General features: G+C 66.1%; 15 protein-coding genes. 11 read left to right on the forward strand and 4 right to left on the reverse strand.

Translation table 11 applies throughout. From position 1 onward, the window contains the following. Positions 1–20: 20 nt before the first annotated feature. The 3 genes from K5K93_RS19445 to K5K93_RS19455 are packed head-to-tail and all read right to left on the reverse strand — an operon-like array spanning position 21 to position 3,505. Positions 21–1,721, reverse strand: coding sequence for a pseudouridine synthase (locus K5K93_RS19445; protein WP_222388789.1), 1,701 nt, complete (start codon positions 1,719–1,721; stop codon positions 21–23). Further along, the gene (gene scpB / locus K5K93_RS19450; protein ID WP_222388792.1) at positions 1,714–2,586 is read right to left on the reverse strand and encodes an SMC-Scp complex subunit ScpB; all 873 of its coding nucleotides are present in this window, start codon (positions 2,584–2,586) and stop codon (positions 1,714–1,716) included. Before scpB ends, K5K93_RS19445 begins: the two co-directional genes overlap by 8 nt. Before the next feature lie 13 nt (positions 2,587–2,599). After that, entirely contained in the window at positions 2,600–3,505 is a 906-nt protein-coding gene (locus K5K93_RS19455; protein ID WP_093821231.1) for a ScpA family protein, read from the reverse strand. Positions 3,506–3,878: 373 nt separating this feature from the next. On the opposite strand from K5K93_RS19455, the gene K5K93_RS19460 reads away from it, so the two are divergent. The 10 genes from K5K93_RS19460 (at position 3,879) to K5K93_RS19505 (ending at position 17,729) form a co-directional block, all read left to right on the forward strand. Further along, positions 3,879–4,178 carry a YciI family protein gene (locus K5K93_RS19460; RefSeq protein ID WP_093821255.1) on the forward strand — a complete coding sequence of 100 codons (300 nt, stop codon included), beginning with the start codon at positions 3,879–3,881 and terminating at the stop codon, positions 4,176–4,178. Next, on the forward strand, positions 4,175–4,450 hold the full coding sequence (locus tag K5K93_RS19465) for a BolA family protein (RefSeq protein ID WP_093821233.1): 276 nt from the start codon (positions 4,175–4,177) through the stop codon (positions 4,448–4,450). The genes K5K93_RS19460 and K5K93_RS19465 overlap by 4 nt, the downstream gene beginning before the upstream one ends. A gap of 164 nt (positions 4,451–4,614) precedes the next feature. Next, complete coding sequence (locus K5K93_RS19470) at positions 4,615–5,637, forward strand: LacI family DNA-binding transcriptional regulator (RefSeq protein ID WP_025876505.1); 1,023 nt, start codon at positions 4,615–4,617, stop codon at positions 5,635–5,637. Positions 5,638–5,713: 76 nt separating this feature from the next. Then, a complete protein-coding gene (locus K5K93_RS19475; RefSeq protein WP_093821235.1) occupies positions 5,714–8,770 on the forward strand; it encodes a TonB-dependent receptor in 3,057 nt (1,018 codons plus the stop codon). Between the two features lie 244 nt (positions 8,771–9,014). Then, positions 9,015–10,619, forward strand: a complete 1,605-nt coding sequence (locus K5K93_RS19480) for a glucoamylase family protein (RefSeq protein WP_093821237.1) — start codon at positions 9,015–9,017, stop codon at positions 10,617–10,619. Between the two features lie 4 nt (positions 10,620–10,623). Beyond that, positions 10,624–11,964 carry a sugar ABC transporter substrate-binding protein gene (locus tag K5K93_RS19485; RefSeq protein WP_222391133.1) on the forward strand — a complete coding sequence of 447 codons (1,341 nt, stop codon included), beginning with the start codon at positions 10,624–10,626 and terminating at the stop codon, positions 11,962–11,964. Next, entirely contained in the window at positions 11,961–12,842 is an 882-nt protein-coding gene (locus tag K5K93_RS19490) for a sugar ABC transporter permease (RefSeq protein WP_222388794.1), read from the forward strand. Before K5K93_RS19485 ends, K5K93_RS19490 begins: the two co-directional genes overlap by 4 nt. Then, the gene (locus K5K93_RS19495) at positions 12,839–13,675 is read left to right on the forward strand and encodes a carbohydrate ABC transporter permease (protein WP_025876515.1); all 837 of its coding nucleotides are present in this window, start codon (positions 12,839–12,841) and stop codon (positions 13,673–13,675) included. The genes K5K93_RS19490 and K5K93_RS19495 overlap by 4 nt, the downstream gene beginning before the upstream one ends. Next, positions 13,672–16,839 carry a discoidin domain-containing protein gene (locus tag K5K93_RS19500; RefSeq protein WP_222388799.1) on the forward strand — a complete coding sequence of 1,056 codons (3,168 nt, stop codon included), beginning with the start codon at positions 13,672–13,674 and terminating at the stop codon, positions 16,837–16,839. The genes K5K93_RS19495 and K5K93_RS19500 overlap by 4 nt, the downstream gene beginning before the upstream one ends. Positions 16,840–16,841: 2 nt before the next feature. Beyond that, a complete protein-coding gene (locus K5K93_RS19505) occupies positions 16,842–17,729 on the forward strand; it encodes an endonuclease/exonuclease/phosphatase family protein (RefSeq protein ID WP_222388802.1) in 888 nt (295 codons plus the stop codon). Between the two features lie 110 nt (positions 17,730–17,839). Here K5K93_RS19505 and rne read toward each other — a convergent pair whose 3' ends face one another. Beyond that, positions 17,840–21,115: a ribonuclease E gene (rne, locus tag K5K93_RS19510; RefSeq protein WP_222388809.1), complete on the reverse strand. Its 3,276-nt coding sequence runs from the start codon at positions 21,113–21,115 to the stop codon at positions 17,840–17,842. A gap of 406 nt (positions 21,116–21,521) precedes the next feature. Here rne and K5K93_RS19515 point away from each other — a divergent pair, with 406 nt between their 5' ends. After that, complete coding sequence (locus K5K93_RS19515) at positions 21,522–22,496, forward strand: RluA family pseudouridine synthase (RefSeq protein ID WP_025876523.1); 975 nt, start codon at positions 21,522–21,524, stop codon at positions 22,494–22,496. Positions 22,497–22,767 lie beyond the last annotated feature (271 nt).

Genomic DNA, 22,767 nt, shown 5'->3' on the forward strand with positions numbered 1-22,767 from the left:
TCCTTCATTGAAGGTGGAGATCAGCCGCCGCGCGGGCCGCTGCGACGCGGGCCGCCCGGGCCACGGTTGCCGCCGGGGCCACCCGGGCCGCGGTTGCCACCCGGGCCGCCGGGACCACGGTTGCCGCCGGGGCCACCCGGGCCGCGATTGCCGCCCGGACCACCCGGACCACGGTTGCCGCCCGGACGTGCATTCGCATTGCCGCCCGGACGACCGTTGCCGGCCGGACGCGAGCTGCCGTACGGACTGAAGCCCGGATTGGCGTGGTCGGACGGGAAGCTGGGGGCATTGCCCGGATGGCCGTACGGGTGCTTGTTGCCCTGGCCCTGCGAGCGGTTGCCCGCACCGGCCGGACGACCCTGGCCACCCGCGCCACCGGCCCCACCACGTCCTTCACCACCAAATCCGCCGCGACCCTGGCCGCCACCGGCGCCTGCGCCCGGGCCCTTCGGCTTGCCGTACGGACGGCCCTGGCCGCCTGCGCCCGGACCACGGGCACCCGGGCCACGAGCGCCCGGACCGGCATTGCGGTGGCCGCTCGGGCCGGTGCTCACGCCATCGGGCACGTACCAGGTACGGAATGCGGCCGGGTTGCCTTCCGGCAGCGAGCGGTCGTTCTTCGGCGCGCGCTGCTTGAACGGGCGCTGCGACTGCTTGGCAGCAGCTTCACCGCTGACGGTCAGGCCGCCCTTGAAACCACCACCACCCTTGCCGCCGCGACCGCGGCCGCGGTCTTCGCGCACGTTGTCGAAGCGACGCAGTTCGCGACCTTCATCGGCGGTGTTGTGACCATTGACGTAAGCGTTGCCGCGGCCACCTTCGCGTACGCGCACGGTGGTCTTGGCAGCACGACGCTGGCCGATCACCGGCTGCAGGGTCAGGGCCGACGGCGCGCCTTCTTCCAGCTTCAGTTCGGCGCGCAGCGCTTCGACCTGGCTGCCCGGCAGTTCGACGGACTGGCCGCGGGCCAGTTCGCGCGGCAGGCTGACCTTGCCGTAGCGGGTGCGCTTGAGGCGGCTGACCTGGCAGCCCTGCGATTCCCACAGGCGGCGCACTTCACGGTTGCGGCCTTCCTTCACCACGACGCGGAACCAGTCGTGCGAATCGGTGCCGCCGATGCGTTCGATCTCATCGAACTTGGCCGAGCCATCTTCCAGCGCGACACCACGGGTGAGGCGGTCGACGACGGCATCGGGCACCTTGTCCTCGCCTTCCGGGGCACGCACGCGCACCACGTACTCGCGCTCGACCTCGAAGGAGGGGTGCATCATGGCATTGGCCAGCTCACCGTCGGTGGTCGCCAGCAGCAGGCCGGTGGTGTTGATGTCCAGGCGGCCGACGGCGATCCAGCGGGCACCCTTCAGCGCCGGCAGGGACTCGAACACGGTCGGGCGACCTTCGGGGTCTTCGCGGGTGGTCACTTCGCCTTCCGGCTTGTTGTAGACCAGCACGCGCGACGGCTCGGCCAGCGCAGTGGCGACGAAGCCGCGGCCGTCGAGCTCGATCCTGTCGCCGCTCTTGACCGACATGCCGGTCTGGGCGACTTCACCGTTGACCTTGACCAGGCCTTCGGCGATGCGCTGTTCCAGCGCACGGCGCGAACCCAGGCCGGCCTGGGCCAGGACCTTGTGCAGGCGTTCTTCCAGCTTGAACTGTTCGGACGTGGCTTCGCGCTTGAGCGAAAGCTTGTTCAACGAGGGCTTGCGGGGGGTGTCACTCATCAGTTTTGCTCCGGCCGACGGTTTCGAGGTCGGCCTCTGGTTCGGAATCGGCTTGGTCAACAGCCACGGTCGTCTTCGCGACGGCGTTGTCTTCGCGTTCGTTCACTGTCACCGCGCGCTCGCCCGGCGCGGAATCGGGGTGCCCATCATCGGAGGGCGAAGGTGCTTGCTCATCGTCGGCCGGCGCAGGAGATGCGTCGGCAGAATCGGGGGTGTCGCCGGCGGTGGTGCCGGTGTCGTCATTTGCAGCGGCGTCCGGGTCGGCGCTCACGTCCGGGCCGTCGGCACTGGCGGCGAGGGGGGCGTCGCGATCCAGCGCCAGCTGCGGTTCCAGGTCGCCCAGGTCCTTCAGCTCGGAAAGGGGCGGCAGTTCGTCCAGGCGTTTCAGCCCGAAGTAGTCCAGGAAGCCCTTGGTGGTGCCGAACAGGGCAGGCTTGCCAGGCACGTCGCGGTGGCCGACCACGCGGATCCACTCGCGCTCTTCCAGTGCCTGGATGATGTTACTGCTGACCGCCACGCCGCGCACCTGCTCGATCTCGCCACGGGTGATCGGCTGCCGGTAGGCGATCAGGGCCAGTGTTTCCAGGGTGGCGCGGGTATAGCGGGTCTTGCGTTCGGTCCACAGCCGGCTGATCCAGCCATGTACTTCGGCGGTCACCTGGTAGCGGAAGCCCGAAGCCACCTCCACCAGTTCCACGCCACGGTCCTGGCAGCCCTCGCGCAGCCGTTCCAGCGCACGTTCGATGCTGCCCGGTGGTGCCGGCTCATCTTCCGGGAACAGGTCCTTCAGCTGGGCCAGGGTGAGCGGCTGGCTGGAGGCCAGCAGCGCACCTTCGACAATGCGGTTGATCAGCGTTTGATCCATCGGCAGTCAGCGCTCACTCGTTTTCATTGGCGGCGTCGTTGTCGTCGAACTCGCTGCTGAACTGCAGCGGGGCATTGGTATTGCCGGCGGCCAGGGACTTCACGTAGATCGGCGCCAACGGTTCTTCCTGCACCAGGTCCAGCAGCTGTTCCTTGGCCAGTTCCAGCACGGCCAGGAACGTGACCAGCACGCCCAGCTTGCCTTCTTCGGCGGTGAACAGGTTTTCAAAACGATAGAACCTGCCGTCTTCAAGCCGCCCCAGCACTTCACCCATGCGCTGCCGGACACTCAGCGCCTCGCGCTTGATGGCGTGGCCGCTGAACAGCTCGGCGCGCTTGAGCACGTCGTGCAGCGCCATCAGCATTTCCTTCAGGTCCACCGGCGGCGGCAGCTTCACTGCGGCGCGCTCGGGCATGAAGGCATGTGCCACGGTGGTGTCACGGTCCTGCCGGGGCAGGGCGTCGATATCCTCGGCGGCCTGCTTGAAGCGTTCGTACTCCTGCAGCCGTCGTACCAGCTCCGCACGCGGATCGGCCTCCTCTCCCTCCACGCTGGGGGGGCGGGGCAGCAGCATGCGCGACTTCACTTCTGCCAGGATCGCCGCCATCACCAGGTACTCGGCGGCAAGCTCGAAGCGCAGCTCGCGCATCACGGTGATGTATTCCACGTACTGCCGGGTGATCTCGGCCACGGGAATGTCCAGTACGTCCAGGTTCTGCCGGCGGATCAGGTACAGCAGCAGGTCCAGCGGCCCTTCAAAGGCATCCAGGATGACTTCCAGCGCATCCGGCGGGATGTACAGGTCCTGCGGAATCTGCAGGACCGGTTGCCCATGCACCACGGCCAGCGGCATTTCCTGCTGCTGGGGGGCGGGCGGCCGGGTTGGCGTGTTCGCGTCGAGCGCGAGTTCGGAAGTCATCTAATGGAGATCAGGATTGCAACGGACCAGTCGCGGTAGCTGACACACCGGGCAACTGCCACGGACCGCCAGGACACCAGGCGCGCCTGTCTCGGCGCGGTTCCACACATCAAACAACAGGGCGCTCCGCAGGACACGGCAGCGACAGGACTACGGGGAGGTCGTCTACGTGACCCGGTCGGGTGGACCGGTTCGAAGCAGCGGGTCGGTCGTCGGGGGCTGCGTTGGCCGCAAAAACCGACGGGCTGCTGCATCCAGCCACGTGCAATGGCCTCTAGGGTAAGCCTTTGCCGCGCCAGTGTCCAGCCGAGGCCGGGCGCGGGGCTGGATTGGCTAGAATTGCTTCACCAGCAACGCAAGCGAGGAAATGCCGGTGTGGTATGTGATTGAAGGATATGACGGCCAGGATGTACTGGCCCAGCGGCTGCAGGCGCGGCCCGAGCACCTGGCACGGTTGACCGCGTTGCGCGATGAAGGCCGCCTGCTTGTGGCCGGGCCGTGTCCGGCGATCGACAGCGAAGACCCGGGCCCGGCAGGGTTCAGTGGCTCGGTGGTGATTGCCGGCTTCGACTCGTTGCAGCAGGCCCAGGCCTGGGCCGATGCCGATCCCTATGTTGCCGCAGGCGTCTATGTGCGGGTGCAGGTGCGACCGTTCCGCAAGGTGCTGCCGTGAACGCGGAACGGATCGAGCAGATTCGTGATGCGCTGCAACAAGCGCTGGCCCCCAGCGTGCTTGAGATCGAAGACGACAGCCATCGCCATGCAGGCCATGCCGGAGCGCGCGATGGTCGCGGCCATTTCAACGTGCACGTGGTCAGCGAGCGCTTCGCGGGAATGGCCCCGCTGGCGCGCCATCGCGCGGTCTACGCGGCCTTGGGCACGTTGATGGAAACCGACATCCACGCGTTGTCCATCCGCGCGCATACCCCGTCAGAACAGGGCTGAGGCCTTGTCCCGCGCTGTCCTGGCAGGTCCGTTGATGGGCCTGCCAGGGACAGGTTTCCGTGTCCGTTTGGGGACATTCGTCTAACGGACTGTTTACAAGCGCAGATGGAAACGCTTACATTCCGCGCCAATGCTGGTAGGTCCAAGCCGTGGAGGGCGGCTTCGTGAACAAGGCAGCCATAACAATCAAAGACGTCGCCCGTGAAGCCAAGGTCTCTGTGGCCACCGTTTCGCGCGCGCTCAACGGGCATGAAAATGTCGCCGAACCGGTCCGCCAGCTTGTGCTGGAGGTGGCCGCACGGCTGCGTTACACCCCGCACGCCGCCGCCCGCAGCCTGAGCAGCCGCCGCACCAATACGGTGGGTGTGGTGCTTCCGGACCTGTACGGCGAATTCTTCTCCGAGTTGATGCGTGGCATCGACAACGTCGCCCGCAGCCGGCGCCAGCACCTGCTGGTGTCGAGCTATCACGGCGACCAGGAGCAGCAGGGGGCAGCCCTGCGTGCCATGCGCGGCCGGGTCGACGGTCTGCTGGTGCTCTCGCCCTATGCCGAGAGCCCCGGGTTCCTGACCGACAACCTGCCGCAGGCATTGCCGACGGTACTCATCAACACCTACCTGCCTGGGCAGGACCATCCGGTGTTGAGCATCGATGACCATGCAGGGGCGATGGCGATGACCCGCCACCTGCTCGATGCTGGCCATCGCCGCATTGCATTCATTTCTGGCCCGGACCTCAACTTCGACGCGCGCGAGCGCCTGCGCGGCTTCCGTGACGCGCTGGCGGCATTTGGCAGCGGCGCCGAAGGCATCGAGCTGCCCGGTGATTTCGACGAAGCTTCCGGCCATCGCGCCGGTCAGGAGTTGCTGGCAGCCGGCACGCTGCCCGATGCCGTATTCGCCGCCAACGACATGATGGCCCTGGGTTGCCTGTATGCCTTCGCGCAGGCAGGTGTCCATGTCCCGACCGATGTCGCCCTGGCCGGCTTCGATGACATTCCGCTTGCGCGTTTCGTTCACCCGTCGCTGACCACCATGCAGGTCAGCATTGCCGAACTGGGCGATCGGGCGATGTCGCGTTTGTTGCAGTTGATGGACGGCACCTCCACGGAAGGGGCAGGGGACAAGCAGACCCTGGTCCCGCGCCTGATTGTTCGCGATTCCACCACTCCGCCATCCGGCCATTGAAGCCAGAGGCGTTCCTTCTTTTTTGATTGATCGCAGGTGCCGCGCAAGCGGTCACCGCCACCCGGAGATTGAGTTGATGATGCATTCCACTATCCGCATGCCGGCGCGCCGGCTGCTGAGCACCGCCCTGGTCAGCTGCCTGATGCTGGCCGCCGCCCCGAACGTCATGGCGCAGTCGGCCAACGCCAGCCTGCGTGGCCAGGTGTCCGGCGTCCAGGCCGGTGCCGAAGTCACCGCCACCAACGTCGCCACCGGTACCGTCCGTCGCGGCACCGTGCGCGCCGACGGCAGCTACTCGCTGATGGGCCTGGACCCGGGCACCTACAACGTGGTCGCCAACGGCCAGACGCAGAAGGTCACCGTCACCGTCGCCTCGACCGCGACGCTGAACTTCAGCGAGGCGGCTGCCGGTGGTACCGGTTCGACCGCCGCCACCAACCTGGACACCGTCAACGTCGTCGCACCGACCCTGCTGCAGGAAGTGCGTACCTCCGAAGTCGGCAAGACCGTCAGCCTGCAGCAGATCCAGACCACCCCGCAGGTGTCGCGCAACTTCCTGGAGTTCGCCGACGCGGTGCCGGGCCTGATCTTCACCCGTGATGCCAAGGGCAACACCTCGCTGCGCGGCGGTGCCACCAACTCCGACGGCACCAACGTCTACATCGACGGCGTGGGCCAGAAGAGCTACGTCAAGGGCGGCGGCGTGGCCGGCCAGTCCGGTAGCGCCGGCAACCCGTTCCCGCAGCTGGCCATCGGCGAATACAAGGTCATCAGCGGCAACTACAAGGCCGAGTACGGCCAGGTGTCGAGCGCCGCAGTGACCGCTGCCACCAAGTCCGGCACCAATGAATTCAAGGGTGAGGCGTTCTACCGCTACACCGATGAGGACATGCGCGCCAAGACCCCGGCAGAACGCCAGGGCGGCAAGGACAAGATGGTCTCGGCCGAGAAGGAATACGGCTTCGCCCTGGGCGGCCCGATCATCCAGGACAAGGCGCACTTCTTCGTGACCTACGAAGCCAAGCGCTTCGACCTGCCGGTCACCATCGCGCCGGACGGCGCGGTCACCGGTGCTGCCGGTCTGCTGCCGGCCCAGGGCGCTGCCGGCCTGGGCCCGGCCAGCCAGCCGTTCCAGCAGGATCTGATCTTCGGCAAGATCGACTTCGAGCCGACCGACAACGATCGCATCGAGCTGACCTTCCAGGACCGCGACGAAACCCAGTCGCAGTTCAGTGGCCAGACTTCGCCGGAAGCCGGTCGCGAAGTGGTCAACACCGACCGTCGTTACGCCCTGCGCTGGAACCACAGCGGCGAGCGTTACTACAACGAAATGATGGTCACCCATGAAGATTCGTTCAACAACCCGACCCCGCTGACCCTGGCCAACGGCATCACCTACACCGCACCGGACGGCACCGAAGACCGCACCGTGGTGAAGATCGGTGGCGCATCGGCACTGGATTCGCAGGTGAAGGGCCAGAAGGGCTGGTCGATCGAAGACAACCTGACCCTGGATGGCATCCAGTGGGCCGGCGACCACACCATCAAGATGGGCGTGAAGTACAAGGCGATCGACCTGTACGCCTCCGATGCGGCGCAGATCAACCCGACCTTCACCTACAGCCTGGGCGATCCGGACTTCCCCGATTCCATTCCGTACAAGGCGCAGTTCGTCAAGCCGGTGACCGGCGTGGACGGCGTGTCCGGTGAAGTGCGTTCGAAGTCCAAGCAGTACGGCGTGTTCATCCAGGACGACTGGCAGGTCAACGACCACCTGCAGATCAACCTCGGCCTGCGCTGGGACTACGAAAAGACCCCGTCCTACCTGGACTTCGTCACCCCGCAGGCCGTGGTCGACGCGATCTATTCGCAGGATCCGCGTGCTGCCGCCGGCCAGACCTACGCCGATTCGCTGGCGCTGGGTGGCCTGGACATCAGCGACTACATCAGCAACGGCCACAACCGCAAGGCATTCAAGGATGCCTGGCAGCCGCGCCTGGGCTTCTCGTATGACATCAACGCCGACGAGCAGCACGTGATCCACGGTGGTGCCGGCCGTTCGTACGACCGCGACCTGTTCGACAACCTGCAGCTGGAAACCACCAAGCTGGCCCTGCCGCAGCCGACCATCTACTTCCGCAACCCGGCCACCGGCACCTGCATCAACGGCCAGGCCGCCTGCTATGACTGGAACCCGAACCTGCTCAACGGCATCGGCAACCTGCAGAGCCTGGTCGGTGCGACCAGCAATGCCGGCCTGGAAGTGGATCTGCTGAACAACAAGCTGAAGGCTCCGTACTCGGATCAGTTCAGCCTGGGCATGAGCAACCAGATCGGTGACTGGCTGACCGACGCCACCATCGCCCGTACGCTCAGCTACGACGGCTTCGCCTTCACCCTGGGCAACCGTTACCCGACCGGCCAGTTCTTCGATGACCCGCGCCTGTGCGGTGGCACCGAGCCGGGCCTGAGCCAGGCCTGGAGCTGCAACGTGCCGGGCTTCGGCAGCCTGATCATCGGCCAGCAGGGCATCAAGACCCGTGCGACCCAGATCCTGCTGTCGGCGCAGAAGCCGTTCACCCAGGAAAGCGGCTGGGGCACTTCGATCGCCTACACCTGGACGACCGCGCGCCACAACCGCGACATCAACGAGAAGTACGCCTTCGACCGCGGCCTGATCGAGGATTACCCGACCATCCGTTCCAACGGCGCCCCGCGCCACCGCCTGGTGGTCACCGGTTCGTACGCGGGCTTCTGGGGCATCACCTTCGGTGGCAAGATCACCCTGGCCACCCCGACCGCCGTCAATGACTGGTACCCGGTGCCGCAGGCCAGTGGCTACAACCTGCCGACGCCGCAGGCGGCCGTGCCCAACGCCAATGGCAAGTTCCTGGTGGGTGGCAAGATCTTCGGCTACCGTTCGGTCGACCTGCAGGCGACGAAGACGTTCAAGCTGGCGGGCGATACCGAGCTGTACGCGCGTATCGACATCATCAACGTGTTCAACTTCGACAACTTCTCCACCTACAACTACGTCAAGACCAACGGCAAGCTGCAGGCCAGCTACAACGAGACCGGCGACATCATCGGTACTCCGCGCCAGGTCAAGGCCGAAGTGGGCTTCCGCTTCTGATCGCGGGAAGTTGATGCATCACGGAGCCATCGGTTCGCCGATGGCTCCGGTTGCAACGGCAATGGCCGGCCTCCGGGCCGGTCCATTGCCCACGCCATTGCCGGGCAGGGGGCAATGGCGTGGGCAATGACTGCGGTGTCATCAACCACGTTTCCGTGGTTTTTTAAGACCGCACTTTGTAAACGATTTCAGGTCATTGGACGTTATGCTCTTTCATCGATCAGCCCACCGGAGGAACCGCGCCATGCAGGCACGCCACCTGATGACCGCCGCTGCGATGACCCTGGCCATCGCCGCCTGCAAACCGGCCCAGCAGGAGCCTGCCAAGCCGCGCCCGCCGGTGATCCTGATCGAGGCCGACGCACCGCCGCGGCCGATGAAGCCGGAGCTGCCGCCGCTGTTTGATGACATCGAGCGCCGCACCTTCCAGTTCTTCTGGGATACCACCAACGAGATCAACGGCCTGACCCCGGACCGCTATCCGTCGCGGCCGTTCGCCAGCATCGCTTCGGTTGGCTTCGCGCTGACCGCCTACCCGATCGGCATCGAGAACGGCTGGATCAGCCGCAACCAGGCGATCGACCGCACCCTGACCACCCTGAAGTTCTTCCGCGATGTGCCGATGGGCCCGCAGCGCACCGGCAAGGCCGGTTACAAGGGTTTCTATTACCACTTCCTGGACATGCAGGAAGGGCGCCGCTACGACAGCTGGGTGGAACTGTCCTCGGTGGATACCGCGCTGCTGATGATGGGCGTGCTGTTCGCGCAGTCGTACTACGACGGCGACGATCCGCGCGAGAAGGAAATCCGGCAGATCGCCGACACACTGTACAAGCAGGTCGACTGGCCGTGGCTGCAGCAGCGTGCGCCGCTGATCTCGATGGGCTGGTTCCCCGAGAACGGCTTCATCGACCATGACTGGATGGGCTACAACGAGGCGATGATGGTCTACATCCTCGCCCTGGGCTCGCCCAGCCACCCGGTCAGCCCGGATGCGTGGACGGTGTGGACGCGCACCTACGACAACGACTGGGGCGTCTACCAGGGCCAGGAATACCTGTCCTTCGGTCCGCTGTTCGGCCACCAGTACAGCCATGTCTGGATCGACTTCCGCGACATCCAGGATGCGTACATGCGCGAGCGTGGCAGCACCTACTTCCTCAACAGCCGTTCGGCGGCGTTGGCCCAGCGTGAGTACGCCATCGCCAATCCGATGAACTGGAAGGAATATGGCGAGAACGTGTGGGGCCTGACCGCCAGTGATGGTCCGCAGAACACCACCCAGGACTACCGGGGCGAGCAGCGCCAGTTCCGCCATTACTCCTCGCGCGGTGCGGGCCTGCGCGAGAACTTCGATGACGGTACGATCGCGCCGACCGCCGCGATCTCGTCGGTCGTGTTCGCGCCGGAGGAAGTGATTCCGGCCACGCTGGAGATGCACAAGCGCTACGGCGACTACATCTACTCCAGCTATGGCTTCCTCGATTCGTTCAATCCCAGCTTCAACTACGACATCCCGATCAAGACCGGGCGGGTGGTGCCCGATCGCGGCTGGGTCGCCAGCGATTACATCGCCATCGACCAGGGCCCGATCCTGACCATGATCGCCAACTACCGCAACGACTTCGTCTGGGACGTGATGAAGAAGAACCCGTACATCCGCAAGGGCCTGGAACGGGCGGGCTTCAGTGGAGGCTGGCTGGCGCCGGAAGGCTCCTTCCAGCCGCTGGAGCTGCAGAAGGATGAGAAGGCCGCCGCAGCACGTGCGGTCGGTATTGCCGAATCACGTGCGGCCGCCGCGCAGGAACAGAAAAACAATGCCAACCGCAACACCGGCCAGGGGAAGTAACAAGGTGCACGACTGGAAACACCGTCTGCGACGCTGGGCGTTGCCTGCACTGGCCGCGCTGGTCATGGCAGGCTGCACTCGCACCGAGCAGGGCACCACTACCGTGCGCTTCTGGGCGATGGGCCGCGAGGCCGAAGTGGTCAGCGAGCTGATCCACGAATTCGAAGCGGAAAATCCCGGCATCAAGGTCGATGTGCAGAACATCCCCTGGACCGCCGCGCATGAGAAGCTGCTGACCGCCTTTGCCGCCGACGGCCTGCCCGACGTGTGCCAGCTGGGCAACACCTGGGTGCCCGAGTTCGCCGAGCTCAACGCGCTGACCCCGCTGCAGCCGTTCGTGCAGCATTCCACCGTTGTCGATCCGAAGGACTACTTCCAGGGCATCTGGGATACCAACGTGATCCACGACGAGCTGGTCGGGGTGCCGTGGTACGTCGATACCCGACTGATCTATTACCGCAAGGACCTGCTGGCCAAGGCCGGCTTCGACCATCCGCCGCGCACCTGGGCCGAATGGGACGAGCAGATGGCCGCGATCAAGCGCATGCAGGGCCCGAACCGCTATGCGGTGCTGATGCCGATCAACGAGTTCGAGCAGCAGCTGTCGCTGGCCCTGCAGCAGCCCGATCCGCTGCTGCGCGACGACGACACCCGTGGCAACTTCTCCAGCCCCGGCTTCCGCCGCACGCTGGGGTTCTACGCCAACATGTTCGAGCAGGGCTGGGCGCCGAAGATGTCCGAGACGCAGATCTCCAACGTCTGGGATGAATTCTTCCGCGGCTTCAACGTGTTCTACATTTCCGGCCCCTGGAACATCCGCGAGTTCAAGAAGCTGCAGCCGAAGGAACTGGAAGGGCAGTGGGGCACGGCCGCGCTGCCGGGTCCGGACGGTCCGGGCGCGGGCATCGCCGGAGGTACCAGCCTGGTGATCTTCCGCAAGTCGCAGCAGAAGGAAGCGTCCTGGAAGCTGATCGAATTCCTGTCGCGGCCGGCAATCCAGGCGCGCTTCCACGCGATCATCGGCGACCTGCCGCCGCGTCGCAGCACCTGGAATGCACCGTCGCTGGCCAACGATCCGCTTGCCGCGGCCTTTCGTGACCAGCTGGAGCGGGTCAAGCCGACCCCGAAGGTGCTCGAATGGGAGCGCATCGTGCAGGAAATGCGCATCGTCACCGAACAGGTGGTGCGTGGCGGCCTGCCGCAGGACAAGGCCGTGGCCGAACTGGACCAGCGCGTGGACAAGGTGCTGGCCAAGCGTCGCTGGATGCATGAACAACAACGCCTGCAGCGCAGCGCACCCCCCTCGGGTTCGACCAGTGCAGTCGCGGCCGGGAGCCCGCAATGAAACGTACTTCGCTTGCCGGCTGGATCTTCGCCGGCCCCTCGCTGATCGTACTCGGCGTGTTCTTCGGCCTGCCGGTAGCCTCGGCGCTGGCGCTGAGCGTGACCGACTTCGACCTGTATGCGCTGGCCGACAGCAGCAACCTGCGCTTCGTGGGTCTTGGCAACTACGTCGACCTGCTGCAGACCCCGATGTTCTGGAAGTCGCTGTGGAACACCACCTATTTCGTGGTGATCGGCGTGCCGTTGTCGATCGGCGTATCGCTGGGCGCGGCGATGCTGCTCAATGCGCCGGCCGCGCGCTTCAAGGCGCTGTTCCGCACCGCGCTGTTCGCCCCGGTGGTGACCACGCTGGTGGCGGTGGCGGTGATCTGGCGCTACCTGTTCCACACCAGCTATGGCCTGGTGAACTACGGCCTGGGCCATCTGGGCATCAGCCCGATCGACTGGCTGGGCGATCCCAACTGGGCGATGCCGACCATCATGCTGTTCGCGGTGTGGAAGAACTTCGGCTACAACATGGTGATCTTCCTGGCTGGCCTGCAGGCGATCCCGCATGACCTGTACGAGGCCGCGCGCATCGACGGCGCCTCGCGCTGGAAGCAGTTCCTGCACATCACCCTGCCGATGCTCGGCCCGGTGCTGCTGGTGGTCGGGGTGATCACCGTATCCGGTTACTTCCAGCTGTTCGCCGAACCCTATGTGATGACCCGCGGCGACCCACTGCAGAGCACCGTCAGCGTGCTGTATTTCATGTTCGAGGAAGGCTTCAAGTGGTGGAACCTGGGACGCGCCTCGGCTGTGGCGTTCCTGCTGTTCCTGATCATCCTGGCGGTGACCACCGTGATGCTGCGCTTTGGCCGCAGGAGGCAGTTGGTATGAGTCGTGAAATCGGCCAGTCACGCTGGCACCCGTGGATGATCAATGGCGCGTTGCTGGTGCTGGCCCTGGTCAGCCTGGCACCGTTGCTGTGGATGCTGTCGGTGTCGTTCATGCCGCAGGGCGAGGCCACCCATTTCCCGCCGCCGCTGCTGCCGTCCAGCATCACCACGCACAATTACACCGAGCTGTTCGCGCGCACCGGCATGGGTGGCAACTTCGCCAACAGCCTGCTGGTGTCGCTGGCGATCACCCTCGGTTCGCTGCTGCTCAACACGATGGCCGGCTACGCTTTCGCCAAGCTGCAGTTCGCCGGCCGTGAGCGGCTGTTCCAGGTGCTGATGGCGGCGCTGGTGATCCCGGCACAGGTGGCGATGCTGCCGCTGTTCCTGCTGATGAAGCAGCTGGGCCTGGTAAACAGTTTCGGCGGCGTGATCGTGCCGGCGCTGGCCAGCGTGTTCGGCATCTTCCTGGTGCGCCAGTACGCCCGCTCCATCCCCGATGAGCTGCTGGAAGCGGCGCGCATCGACGGGGCAGGGGAGCTGCGCATCTTCTTCCAGATCGTGCTGCCGATGCTCAAGCCGGTGCTGGTGACGCTGGCGATCTTCACCTTCATGGGCGCCTGGAACGATTTCATGTGGCCCTTGATCGTGCTGACCGACCAGGAGCACTACACTTTGCCGGTGGCCCTGGCCACCCTCTCGCGCGAACACATCATGGACGTGGAAATGATGATGGCCGGCGCAGTGGTCACCGTGGTTCCGGTGCTGGCGCTGTTCCTGGTGCTGCAGCGGTATTACATCCAAGGATTGTTGCTGGGGAGTGTGAAGGGATGATGCGTGCGATCGCCGTTGGACTGGGCCTGTTGTGGTCTTCCCTGGCGATCGCCGCACCACCGGCGCTGCCCGCGCCGAAGGTGCTGGATGATTTCGACGACATCAGCGCCTGGAAGCTGGTGTTGTCCGACCAGGTCAGCGGCTCGCTGCGGCCGGTCAGTGGTGCCGGCGGTGGCCGCGCGCTGTGCCTGGATTACGACTTCCACGAGGTCTCCGGTTACGTCGGCATCCGTCGTCCACTGAACATCGAGTACCCGGCCAACTATCGTTTCGGCTTCCAGCTGCGCGGTGATTCGCCTGCCAACGACCTGCAGTTCAAGCTGATCGACGCCAGCGGTGACAACGTGTGGTGGGTCAACCGTCCAGGCTACGCCTTCCCCAAGGCGTGGACGCCGGTGGAGTACCGCCGCCGGCAGATCGACAAGGCCTGGGGGCCATCGCCAGAGAAGGACATGGCGCGCAGTGCGTCGATGGAATTCACGATCTACAGCAAGGTCGGCGGCCGCGGTACGGTGTGCTTCGACAAGCTGACCCTGCAGGGCCTGCCCGCGCAGGATGATTCGGCGCTGCGGCCCTCGGTGATCGCCGATACCGCCACCGCACTGCAGGACCGGATGATCGACGGCAAGTCCGACACATTCTGGATCAGTGGCGGGGTCAAGCAGCAGACCATCAGCCTGGACCTGCACAAGAACCGCGAGATCGGCGGCGCTGTGATCGACTGGCTGCCCGACCTGGAAGCCAATCGCTACACCGTGCGGACCTCCGAGGATGGCCGTGACTGGCGTACCGTGCGCGAAGTGACCGCAGGTGCCGGAGGCCGCGACTGGCTGGCACTGCCCGACACCGATGCGCGCTACGTGCGTTTCGACCTGCAGGGCGGGCCGAACTGGCGCTACGGCATCCGTGACATCACCCTGAAGCCGCTGGCGTTCGCCGCGACGCCCAATGCCTTCCTGTCCTCGGTGGCGGCCGACCTGCCGCGTGGCGCGTTGCCGCGCGCCTACGTTGGCGAGCAGCCGTACTGGACGCTGCTTGGCCTGGACGGTGGCCAGGAACAGGCGTTGATCAGCGAGGACGGCGCACTGGAGCCGGCCAAGGGCAGCTTCAGCATCGAGCCGTTCATCCGCCTCGACGGCAAGCTGCTTGACTGGTCGAACGTTGCCATCAGCCAGTCGCTGCAGGATCGCTACCTGCCGATCGCCACGGTCGACTGGGTGCACGAGAAGGCCGGCCTGTCGGTGACCAGCTTCGTGCAGGGCACGCCCGAACGCGCCCAGCTGATCGGGCGCTACCGCTTGAGCAATCCGGACAAGGTCGCGCACGAATACACCCTGGCGCTGGCGATCCGCCCGTGGCAGGTCAATCCACCCACCCAGTTCCTCAACACCGTGGGCGGCTTCAGCCGCATCGACAGCCTGGACGTGGGCGAGCAGCTGGTGCGCATCAATGGCGAACCGCGGCTGTATCCCCTGCAGGTACCGGATGCGCGCTTTGCCAGCAGCTTCGACGGCAAGCTGGATGCGATGCACCTGGCCAGCGGCAAGCTGCCCGGCACCACTGCGGTGAAGGACCCGACCGGCATGGCGTCCGGCGCACTGCTGTACACGATCAAGCTCGAACCCGGGCAGAGCCGCGAGGTGGCGATCGTGCTGCCGCAGACCGGCAGCTGGGCGCCACAGGCGCTGGACGTGGCCAAGGCACAGCAGCAGGTCGCGGCGATGTGGCGCGACAAGCTGGGCGTGGTGACCCTGCAGGTGCCCGCTGCCGGCCAACCGCTGGTGGAGACCCTTCGCACCGCGGTGGCGCACATGCTGATCTCGCGGGTCGGCCCGCGCCTGCAGCCCGGTACACGCTCCTATGCACGCAGCTGGATCCGCGATGGCGCGATGATTTCCGAAGGCCTGCTGCGGATGGGGCGCAGCGATGCCGTGCGTGACTACGTGACCTGGTATGCGCCCTATCAGTTTGAAAACGGCAAGGTGCCGTGCTGCGTCGATGCGCGTGGCAGCGACCCGGTGCCGGAGAACGACAGCCACGGCGAACTGATCTACAACATCGCCGAGTACGGCCGCTATACCGGCGACACGGCCTTCCTCGAGCAGATGTGGCCGCATGTGCTGGGCGCCTACAGCTACATGGAACAACTGCGCGGCAGCGAGCGTACCGAGGAGAACCGCGCGCGCAATCCTGCCTTCTACGGGATGATGCCGGCCTCGATCAGCCACGAGGGCTATTCGGCCAAGCCGATGCATTCGTACTGGGACAACTTCTGGGCGCTGCGTGGTTACAAGGACGCAGCGCAACTGGCGGCGCAGCTGGGCAAGGTCGAGGCGATGCAGATCAGCGAGTCGCGCGATCAGTTCCGTGATGACCTGCAGGCCTCGCTGCTGGCGGCCATGCAGCAGCATCGCATTGATTACCTGCCGGGCTCGGCCGAGCTGGGTGACTTCGACGCCACCTCCACCACGATTGCGTTGGCGCCCGGCGGCGAGCAGGGGCAGTTGCCGCAGCAGGCGCTGGACGCGACTTTCCAGCGTTACTGGAGCGAATTCGTCGCACGCCGCGATGGCAAGCGCGAATGGAAGGACTACACGCCGTACGAATGGCGCAACGTCGCCGCGTTCGTGCGCCTGGGATGGCGTGATCGTGCCTGGCAGGCCACCGAGTTCTTCTTCAAGGATCGTGCGCCGCAGGCCTGGAACCAGTGGGCCGAGGTCGTCTCGCGCACACCGCGCACGCCGTTCTTCGTGGGTGACCTGCCGCATGCCTGGGTAGCCTCGGACTTCGTCCGTTCGGCACTGGACATGTTCGGCTACAACCGCGATGCGGATGAGGCGCTGGTGCTGGCCGCCGGTATCCCGGTGGCGTGGCTGCAGGGCGAGGGCATTGCCGTGCAGGGCCTGCGCACGCCGCAGGGTCAGCTCAACTATCGCCTGCAGCGCAGCGACAAGCAGCTGGTGCTGGAAGTACAGCCCGGGCTGGTGCCGCCGGCCGGTGGCGTGGTGCTGCCATGGCCGTATGCAGGCGAGCCGGGCCAGGCGACGGTCAACGGCGAGGCGGCGGAATGGGTCAACAACGAGCTGCATGTGCACCAGTTGCCGGCACGCGTCGAGATTGATGTGCCCAGCGCGGTGCGCCGCGCCGAACGCAAGGAAAAGTAAGCATGCGAGGTCCGCTCGGAATCGGTCGCGGTTTCTGCGCGCTGGGGCTGGCGATCGCGCTGGCCCTGCCCGGGCTGGCGCCAGCCGCTGAGTCGGCCAGCGCGGCTGACGCGGCCACGGCGGTCGGCGAACCCGGCATGAGCATGGTCACGTTCAACCTGCACCACGACCGCGAGGACTGGCCCAGCCGTCGTCGCACGATCGTTGCCGAGCTCAAGCGCCTGCAGCCCGATGCCATCGCGCTGCAGGAGGTGATCCAGAAGCGCAACGTGCGCAACCAGGCGCAGTGGCTGGCCAGCCAGCTCGGCTACCGGTACGTATTCGTGTCCACCGATCCGGTGGGTGCACCCAAGCGTTATGGCAATGCGCTGCTGACCCGGCGCCCGATCCTGGCGCATGGCGAGCACCTGCTGCTGCCGCTGGATGACTACCGCACCGTGGCCCATCTGCGCATCGACGTGGAGGGCAGGCCGGTCAATGTCTATGCCACCCATCTCAACGAGCGCAGTGACGACGCCGGCCAGCGCATCCGCCGCAGCCAGGTCGAAGACCTGCTGCGTTTCATCGCCGGCAGTTCTGCGGGGGCACCGGTGGTGATTGCCGGCGACTTCAACGCCCTGGTTGATGCCGGCGACCTGAGCGAACTGCGCAGCCACTACGGCGACAGCTACGGCAGCGTGCACGTCAACACCGACCTGGCGGGTGTGAGCACGCTCAACCGCCATTACTACCAGGCACCGTCGCGGATCGACCACATCTTCTTCCAGCAGGACGAGATGGTCGCGCGCGAAGCGAAGATCCTGTTCGACCAGCCTGATGACGGCGGCCGCTGGGCCTCCGATCACTACGGGGTGTGGACCCGGCTGCAGTTCGCGCCGAAGCCCCGGTAGCGGCATCGCGTGGCGACGCGGCAGGTTCGCTACGGCATCTGATACGTCACAAACAGAAACGGCGGGGATCATCGATCCCCGCCGTTTCGTTGTTGCCGATCAAGGATCGATCAGGCGGCAGGCGGCGTGCGCTTGCCGGCGTCTTCGTCTTCTTCCGAGGCCTGCGCGTCGGCGGCCTGGGCGGCAGCGTCGGCATGGCCATCGGCGATCGGGTCGACCTGCGCTGGCACGACCGCATCGGCGACCGGCGCAGCGGTTTCCACCGGTGCGGTTTCGACAGCCGCCGGGGCGGCCGGCTGCTCGATGACCGGGGCGACTTCAACCTCGGCCTTCGGTTCGACTGCCGGAGCAGCTTCAACCACCGGCGCAACGTCGACCACCACCGGCTTCGGCTCGGCCACCGGTGCGGCTTCCACCACCGCGGTCGGTTCAGAGACCGGAGCGGTTGCAACCACCGCGGTCGGTTCAGCGATCGGAGCTGCTTCGATCGCCGCAGCGGTCTCGACCACCGGCGGCTTCGCCTCGATCACCGGAGCCGCTTCAGGCGCCGGCTGCACCGGCGTCGCTGCATCGATGGCATCCAGCATGCTGGTCTGCACCGGCGACGGGGCCGGTTCGACCTTGGCGGCTGCTTCCACCGGAGCCGGAGCCTGCACTGCGGCGACCACCGGAGCAGCCGCTTCGACCACGGGGCTGCTCACGGCAGCAACCGGGGCAACCGCGGCAGCCACTGCAACCGGCGTACGTGCCGGCTTGCCGGCATCAGCAGCGACCGGCTCGACGTCGTCATCGAAATCGAATTCCGGCTGCGAACGCGACGGCTGCACGGCAGCTGCCGGTGCGCCGACCGGAGCCGGGGCGGTCGGCTCGACGGAATCGCCGTCGTTGTCCTCGCCCTCGGCATCATCGCCGTCGTCCAGGTCATCGCCCAGCACGTCGCCGCCAGCGGCGTTCTCAGCGCCACCGCGACGACGACGACGACCGCCACGACGGCCACGGCGGCGGCGGGTTGCGCCTTCACCGGTCTGGTCACCTGCGGTATCGGTCGCAGCATCTTCGGCAGCCCCGGTCGCAACCACGATCTCCGCATCGGTCTTCGCGGCGGTGTCCAAGGTGGCGACAGTGTCGGCCACGTTTTCAGTGGCAACGGCGGGTGCCTGTGCCTTCTCTTCCTGCACCGCGACAGTGGCGGCAACTGCGGTCGTGGTGGCCACGGCTGCTGCTGCGGTCGCGACATCGGACGGTGCTTCGGCAGCGGCGCGCTGCGGCTTCTCGGCCGGCTTGTCACCGTCCTGCGGGCGCGGCTGCTTCGGCTGCTTCAGCTTCGGCTGCTGCTGGCCCTGGCCCTGTTCGTTGCGCGGCTTGTTCTGCTGCTGCGGCTGCTGGCCATCCTTCGGCTTGCCCTGCTGCTGCGGCTGCTGCTGGCCATTGCCATTGGCCTGGTTGCCGCCGTTGCGGCCATCCTTGCGCTGCTCACCGCGGTCCTTGCGGTTGCCGCCGTCCTTCTGCTGCTGCGCATTGCCATTGCCATTGCCGCCGTTGCCACGGCTGTCTTCGCGACGGTCCTTGCGGTCCTTGTTGCGATCCTTGTTGCGGTCACGGCGGCCGCCATCCTGCTGCGGCTGGCGTGCGGCCGGTGCCGGTGCGGGGGCCGGTGCCGGCTCGCCGCCAAAGATGCGCTTGAGCCAGCCGACGACGCCACCACTGGCGGCGGCTGCCGGGGCCGCTGCGGCCACCGGTGCCGGTGCCGGGGCGGCGACCGGTTCCACTTCCTCGCGCACCGGGGCGGGCGAGTTGTGCTTGACCTGGGTCACCATCGGTGGCGGGATGTTCAGCTGGCCCTTGGTCAGCGCGTGGACCGGCAGCTTGCGCGGGGTACCACGCTGGTAGCTCGGCTTGCCGCTTTCCTCGCCCAGCTCGTTGTCGCGCAGGCGGGTGACGGTGTAATGCGGGGTGTGCAGCTGCTCGTCGGCAACGATCACGATCGGCGCCTCGTGGCGCTTCTCGATTTCGCCCAGCGCGCCGCGCTTTTCATTCAGCAGGTAATTGGCGATCTCCACCGGGGCCTGTACCAGCACCTGCCCGGTGTTCTCCTTCATCGCATGCTCTTCGGCGACGCGGATGATCGACAGCGACAGCGACTCGACGCTGCGCATGCGGCCATGGCCGTCGCAGCGCGGGCAGACGATCTGGCTGGATTCGCCCAGGCTCGGGCGCAGGCGCTGGCGGCTCATTTCCAGCAGGCCGAAGCGCGAGATGCGGCCGACCTGTACGCGTGCACGGTCGTACTTCAGCGCGTTGGCCAGGCGGTTCTCGACCTCACGCTGGTGCTTGTTGGAGGCCATGTCGATGAAGTCGATCACCACCAGGCCACCGAGATCACGCAGGCGCAGCTGGCGGGCCACTTCCTCGGCCGCTTCCAGGTTGGTCTGGAACGCGGTGTCCTCGATGTCGCTGCCCTTGGTGGCGCGCGAGGAGTTGACGTCGACGGCAGTCAGCGCTTCGGTCTGGTCGACCACGATCGAGCCGCCCGACGGCAGGCGCACGTTGCGCTCGTAGGCGCCTTCGATCTGCGATTCGATCTGGAAGCGGTTGAACAGCGGGATGTCGTCCTTGTAATGCTTGAGCTTGCGCAGGGTCTGCGGCATCACCTGCTGCATGAACTCCTTGGCGTGCTCGTACATCTCCTCGGTGTCCACCAGGATCTCGCCGATGTCGGCGCGCAGGTAGTCACGCAGGGCGCGCACGATCAGGCGCGATTCCTGGTAGATCAGGAACGGGGCTGGCTTGCTCAGCGCCGCTTCGGCGATGGCGCGCCAGACGTTCAGCAGGTAGTCCAGATCCCACTGCAGTTCTTCCGCATCGCGACCGACGCCGGCGGTACGGATGATGACGCCCATTTCGTCGGGGATGTTCAGCTTGTCCAGGGCATCCTTCAGGGCGGCCCGGTCTTCACCCTCGATGCGACGGGAGACACCGCCGGCACTGGGTGAGTTCGGCATCAGCACCATGTAGCGGCCGGCCAGGGAGATGAACGTGGTCAGGGCGGCACCCTTGTTGCCACGCTCTTCCTTGTCGACCTGGACGACCACTTCCTGGCCTTCCTTCAGCAGCTCGCGGATACCGGCCTTGTTGTGGTCGACACCGGCCTGGAAGTAGTCGCGGGAGATTTCCTTCAGCGGCAGGAAGCCATGGCGGCCACCACCGTATTCGACGAAGGCCGCTTCCAGCGAGGGCTCGATGCGGAAGATCCGGCCCTTGTAGATGTTGGACTTCTTCTGTTCCTTGGACGGCTGCTCGATGTCGATGTCATACAACGACTGGCCATCCACGATGGCAACACGCAGCTCTTCAGCCTGCGTGGCGTTGATCAGCATTCGCTTCATTGTTGCGTTCCTCGCAAGCGGCTACCGCGCGGAACGCCATGGGGTTTCGCCTCTGGACACGGCTCGCCGCCCATTCGCGCAAGCGCGGGGAGGGCGGCTTGGGTTTCCAGCGCTACGACACCACGGCAGGCCGCGGGAGCGCTTCAATTTTCTGGTTTTGGGTGTTGCAGGGCCGGCGGCAGCTGTCAGCCAGGCTGGAGCGCCGCACGGGACATGTTCAGCGCGACTGCGTGTCAGGCAATCGGCGATGGCCGGGAACGCCGGTGAGCCGCTAACATGGCCGCCCCGCGGGCGGTGGTCGCGCACTGTGCCGGATTCGTCGGAAGCTGGGCTTCTGGCCCTGAGTAACTTCCAACGAAATCAATCCCTTATCTCGCCCCCCGAGTGTAACAGAATAAACAGGCTGATGACTGCACAAGACCCCACCAAGCCGGCCGGCGACAAGCCTTCCGTGCGCATGATCACCGTTCCGGCCGACCGCGCCGGCCAGCGCCTGGACAATTTCCTGCTCGGCCAGCTCAAGGGTGCCCCGCGCAGCCTGGTCTACAAGCTGGTCCGCAGTGGCCAGGTGCGCGTCAATGGCGGCCGTGCCAAGGCCGAGCGCAAGCTGGAGGCCGGCGACGAAGTGCGGATTCCGCCGGTTCGTCTCAGTGAAGAGGGAGACAAGGCGGGTCCGCCCGAGGCGTTCATGCGCCGGCTGGAGCAGGCCATCGTCTTCGAAGATGCCCGCCTGCTGGCGCTGAACAAGCCGACCGGTGTCGCCAGCCACGGCGGCAGTGGCATCAGCTTCGGCGCCATCGAGACCCTGCGTGCCCTGCGTCCGGGGCAGACCCTCGAACTGGTCCACCGGCTGGACCGTGATACCTCCGGCCTGTTGATCGTGGCCAAGAAGCGTTCGGCGCTGAGCGAGCTGCAGGCGCTGCTGCGTGAAGACCACGGCGCGGGCATCCGCAAGCGCTACCTGACCCTGTTGGCCGGGCGCATGCCTGACGGGGTGATGACGGTCGACGCGCCGCTGCACGTGGGCCTGCGCCAGGGCGGCGAGCGTCATGTGCAGGTCAATGCGATCGGCAAGGAATCGATCAGCCATTTCCGGGTGCTGGAGCGCAAGGGTGGTCATTCCTATTGCGAGGTACGCATCGAAACCGGCCGCACCCACCAGATCCGCGTGCACGCCCAGCATCTGGGGCATCCGGTAGCCGGTGACGATAAATACGGCGATCCTGCGGTCAACAAGCGGCTTCGTGAGCAGATCGGGCTGAAGCGCCTGTTCCTGCATGCCGCGTCGCTGGAGTTCGCGCTGGACGACGGCAAGAGCCCGTATGTGCTGAACGCGCCGCTGGCCGATGAGCTGGTCGAGGCGCTGGATCGACTTCGCTAAGGGCGGTTCGGCGGCGCCGGGCGTTTGGCTGGAGCCGTCGTTTCCCTTCGATAAGGGGGCTTGTCACTTTCTTTGCTCGTGCAAGGAAAGCAACCAAAGAAACACGCCGCCATCCGCGAGCCAGCGCTGCGCGCCGGTGCCCTGTGCTCCTCGGTCCGCCGAGGGGTGGTGCGGAACTCGCTGCGCTCAAACACCCGCGCCTCTTCGCCCTCGCCGGACCTGCGGTGCTCGGCTCGCTACAAGGCGGACCCGACAGCCGCAGCGTAGACCC

It is taken from the genome of Stenotrophomonas sp. DR822 (assembly GCF_019793815.1).
Lineage (GTDB): Bacteria > Pseudomonadota > Gammaproteobacteria > Xanthomonadales > Xanthomonadaceae > Stenotrophomonas > Stenotrophomonas indicatrix.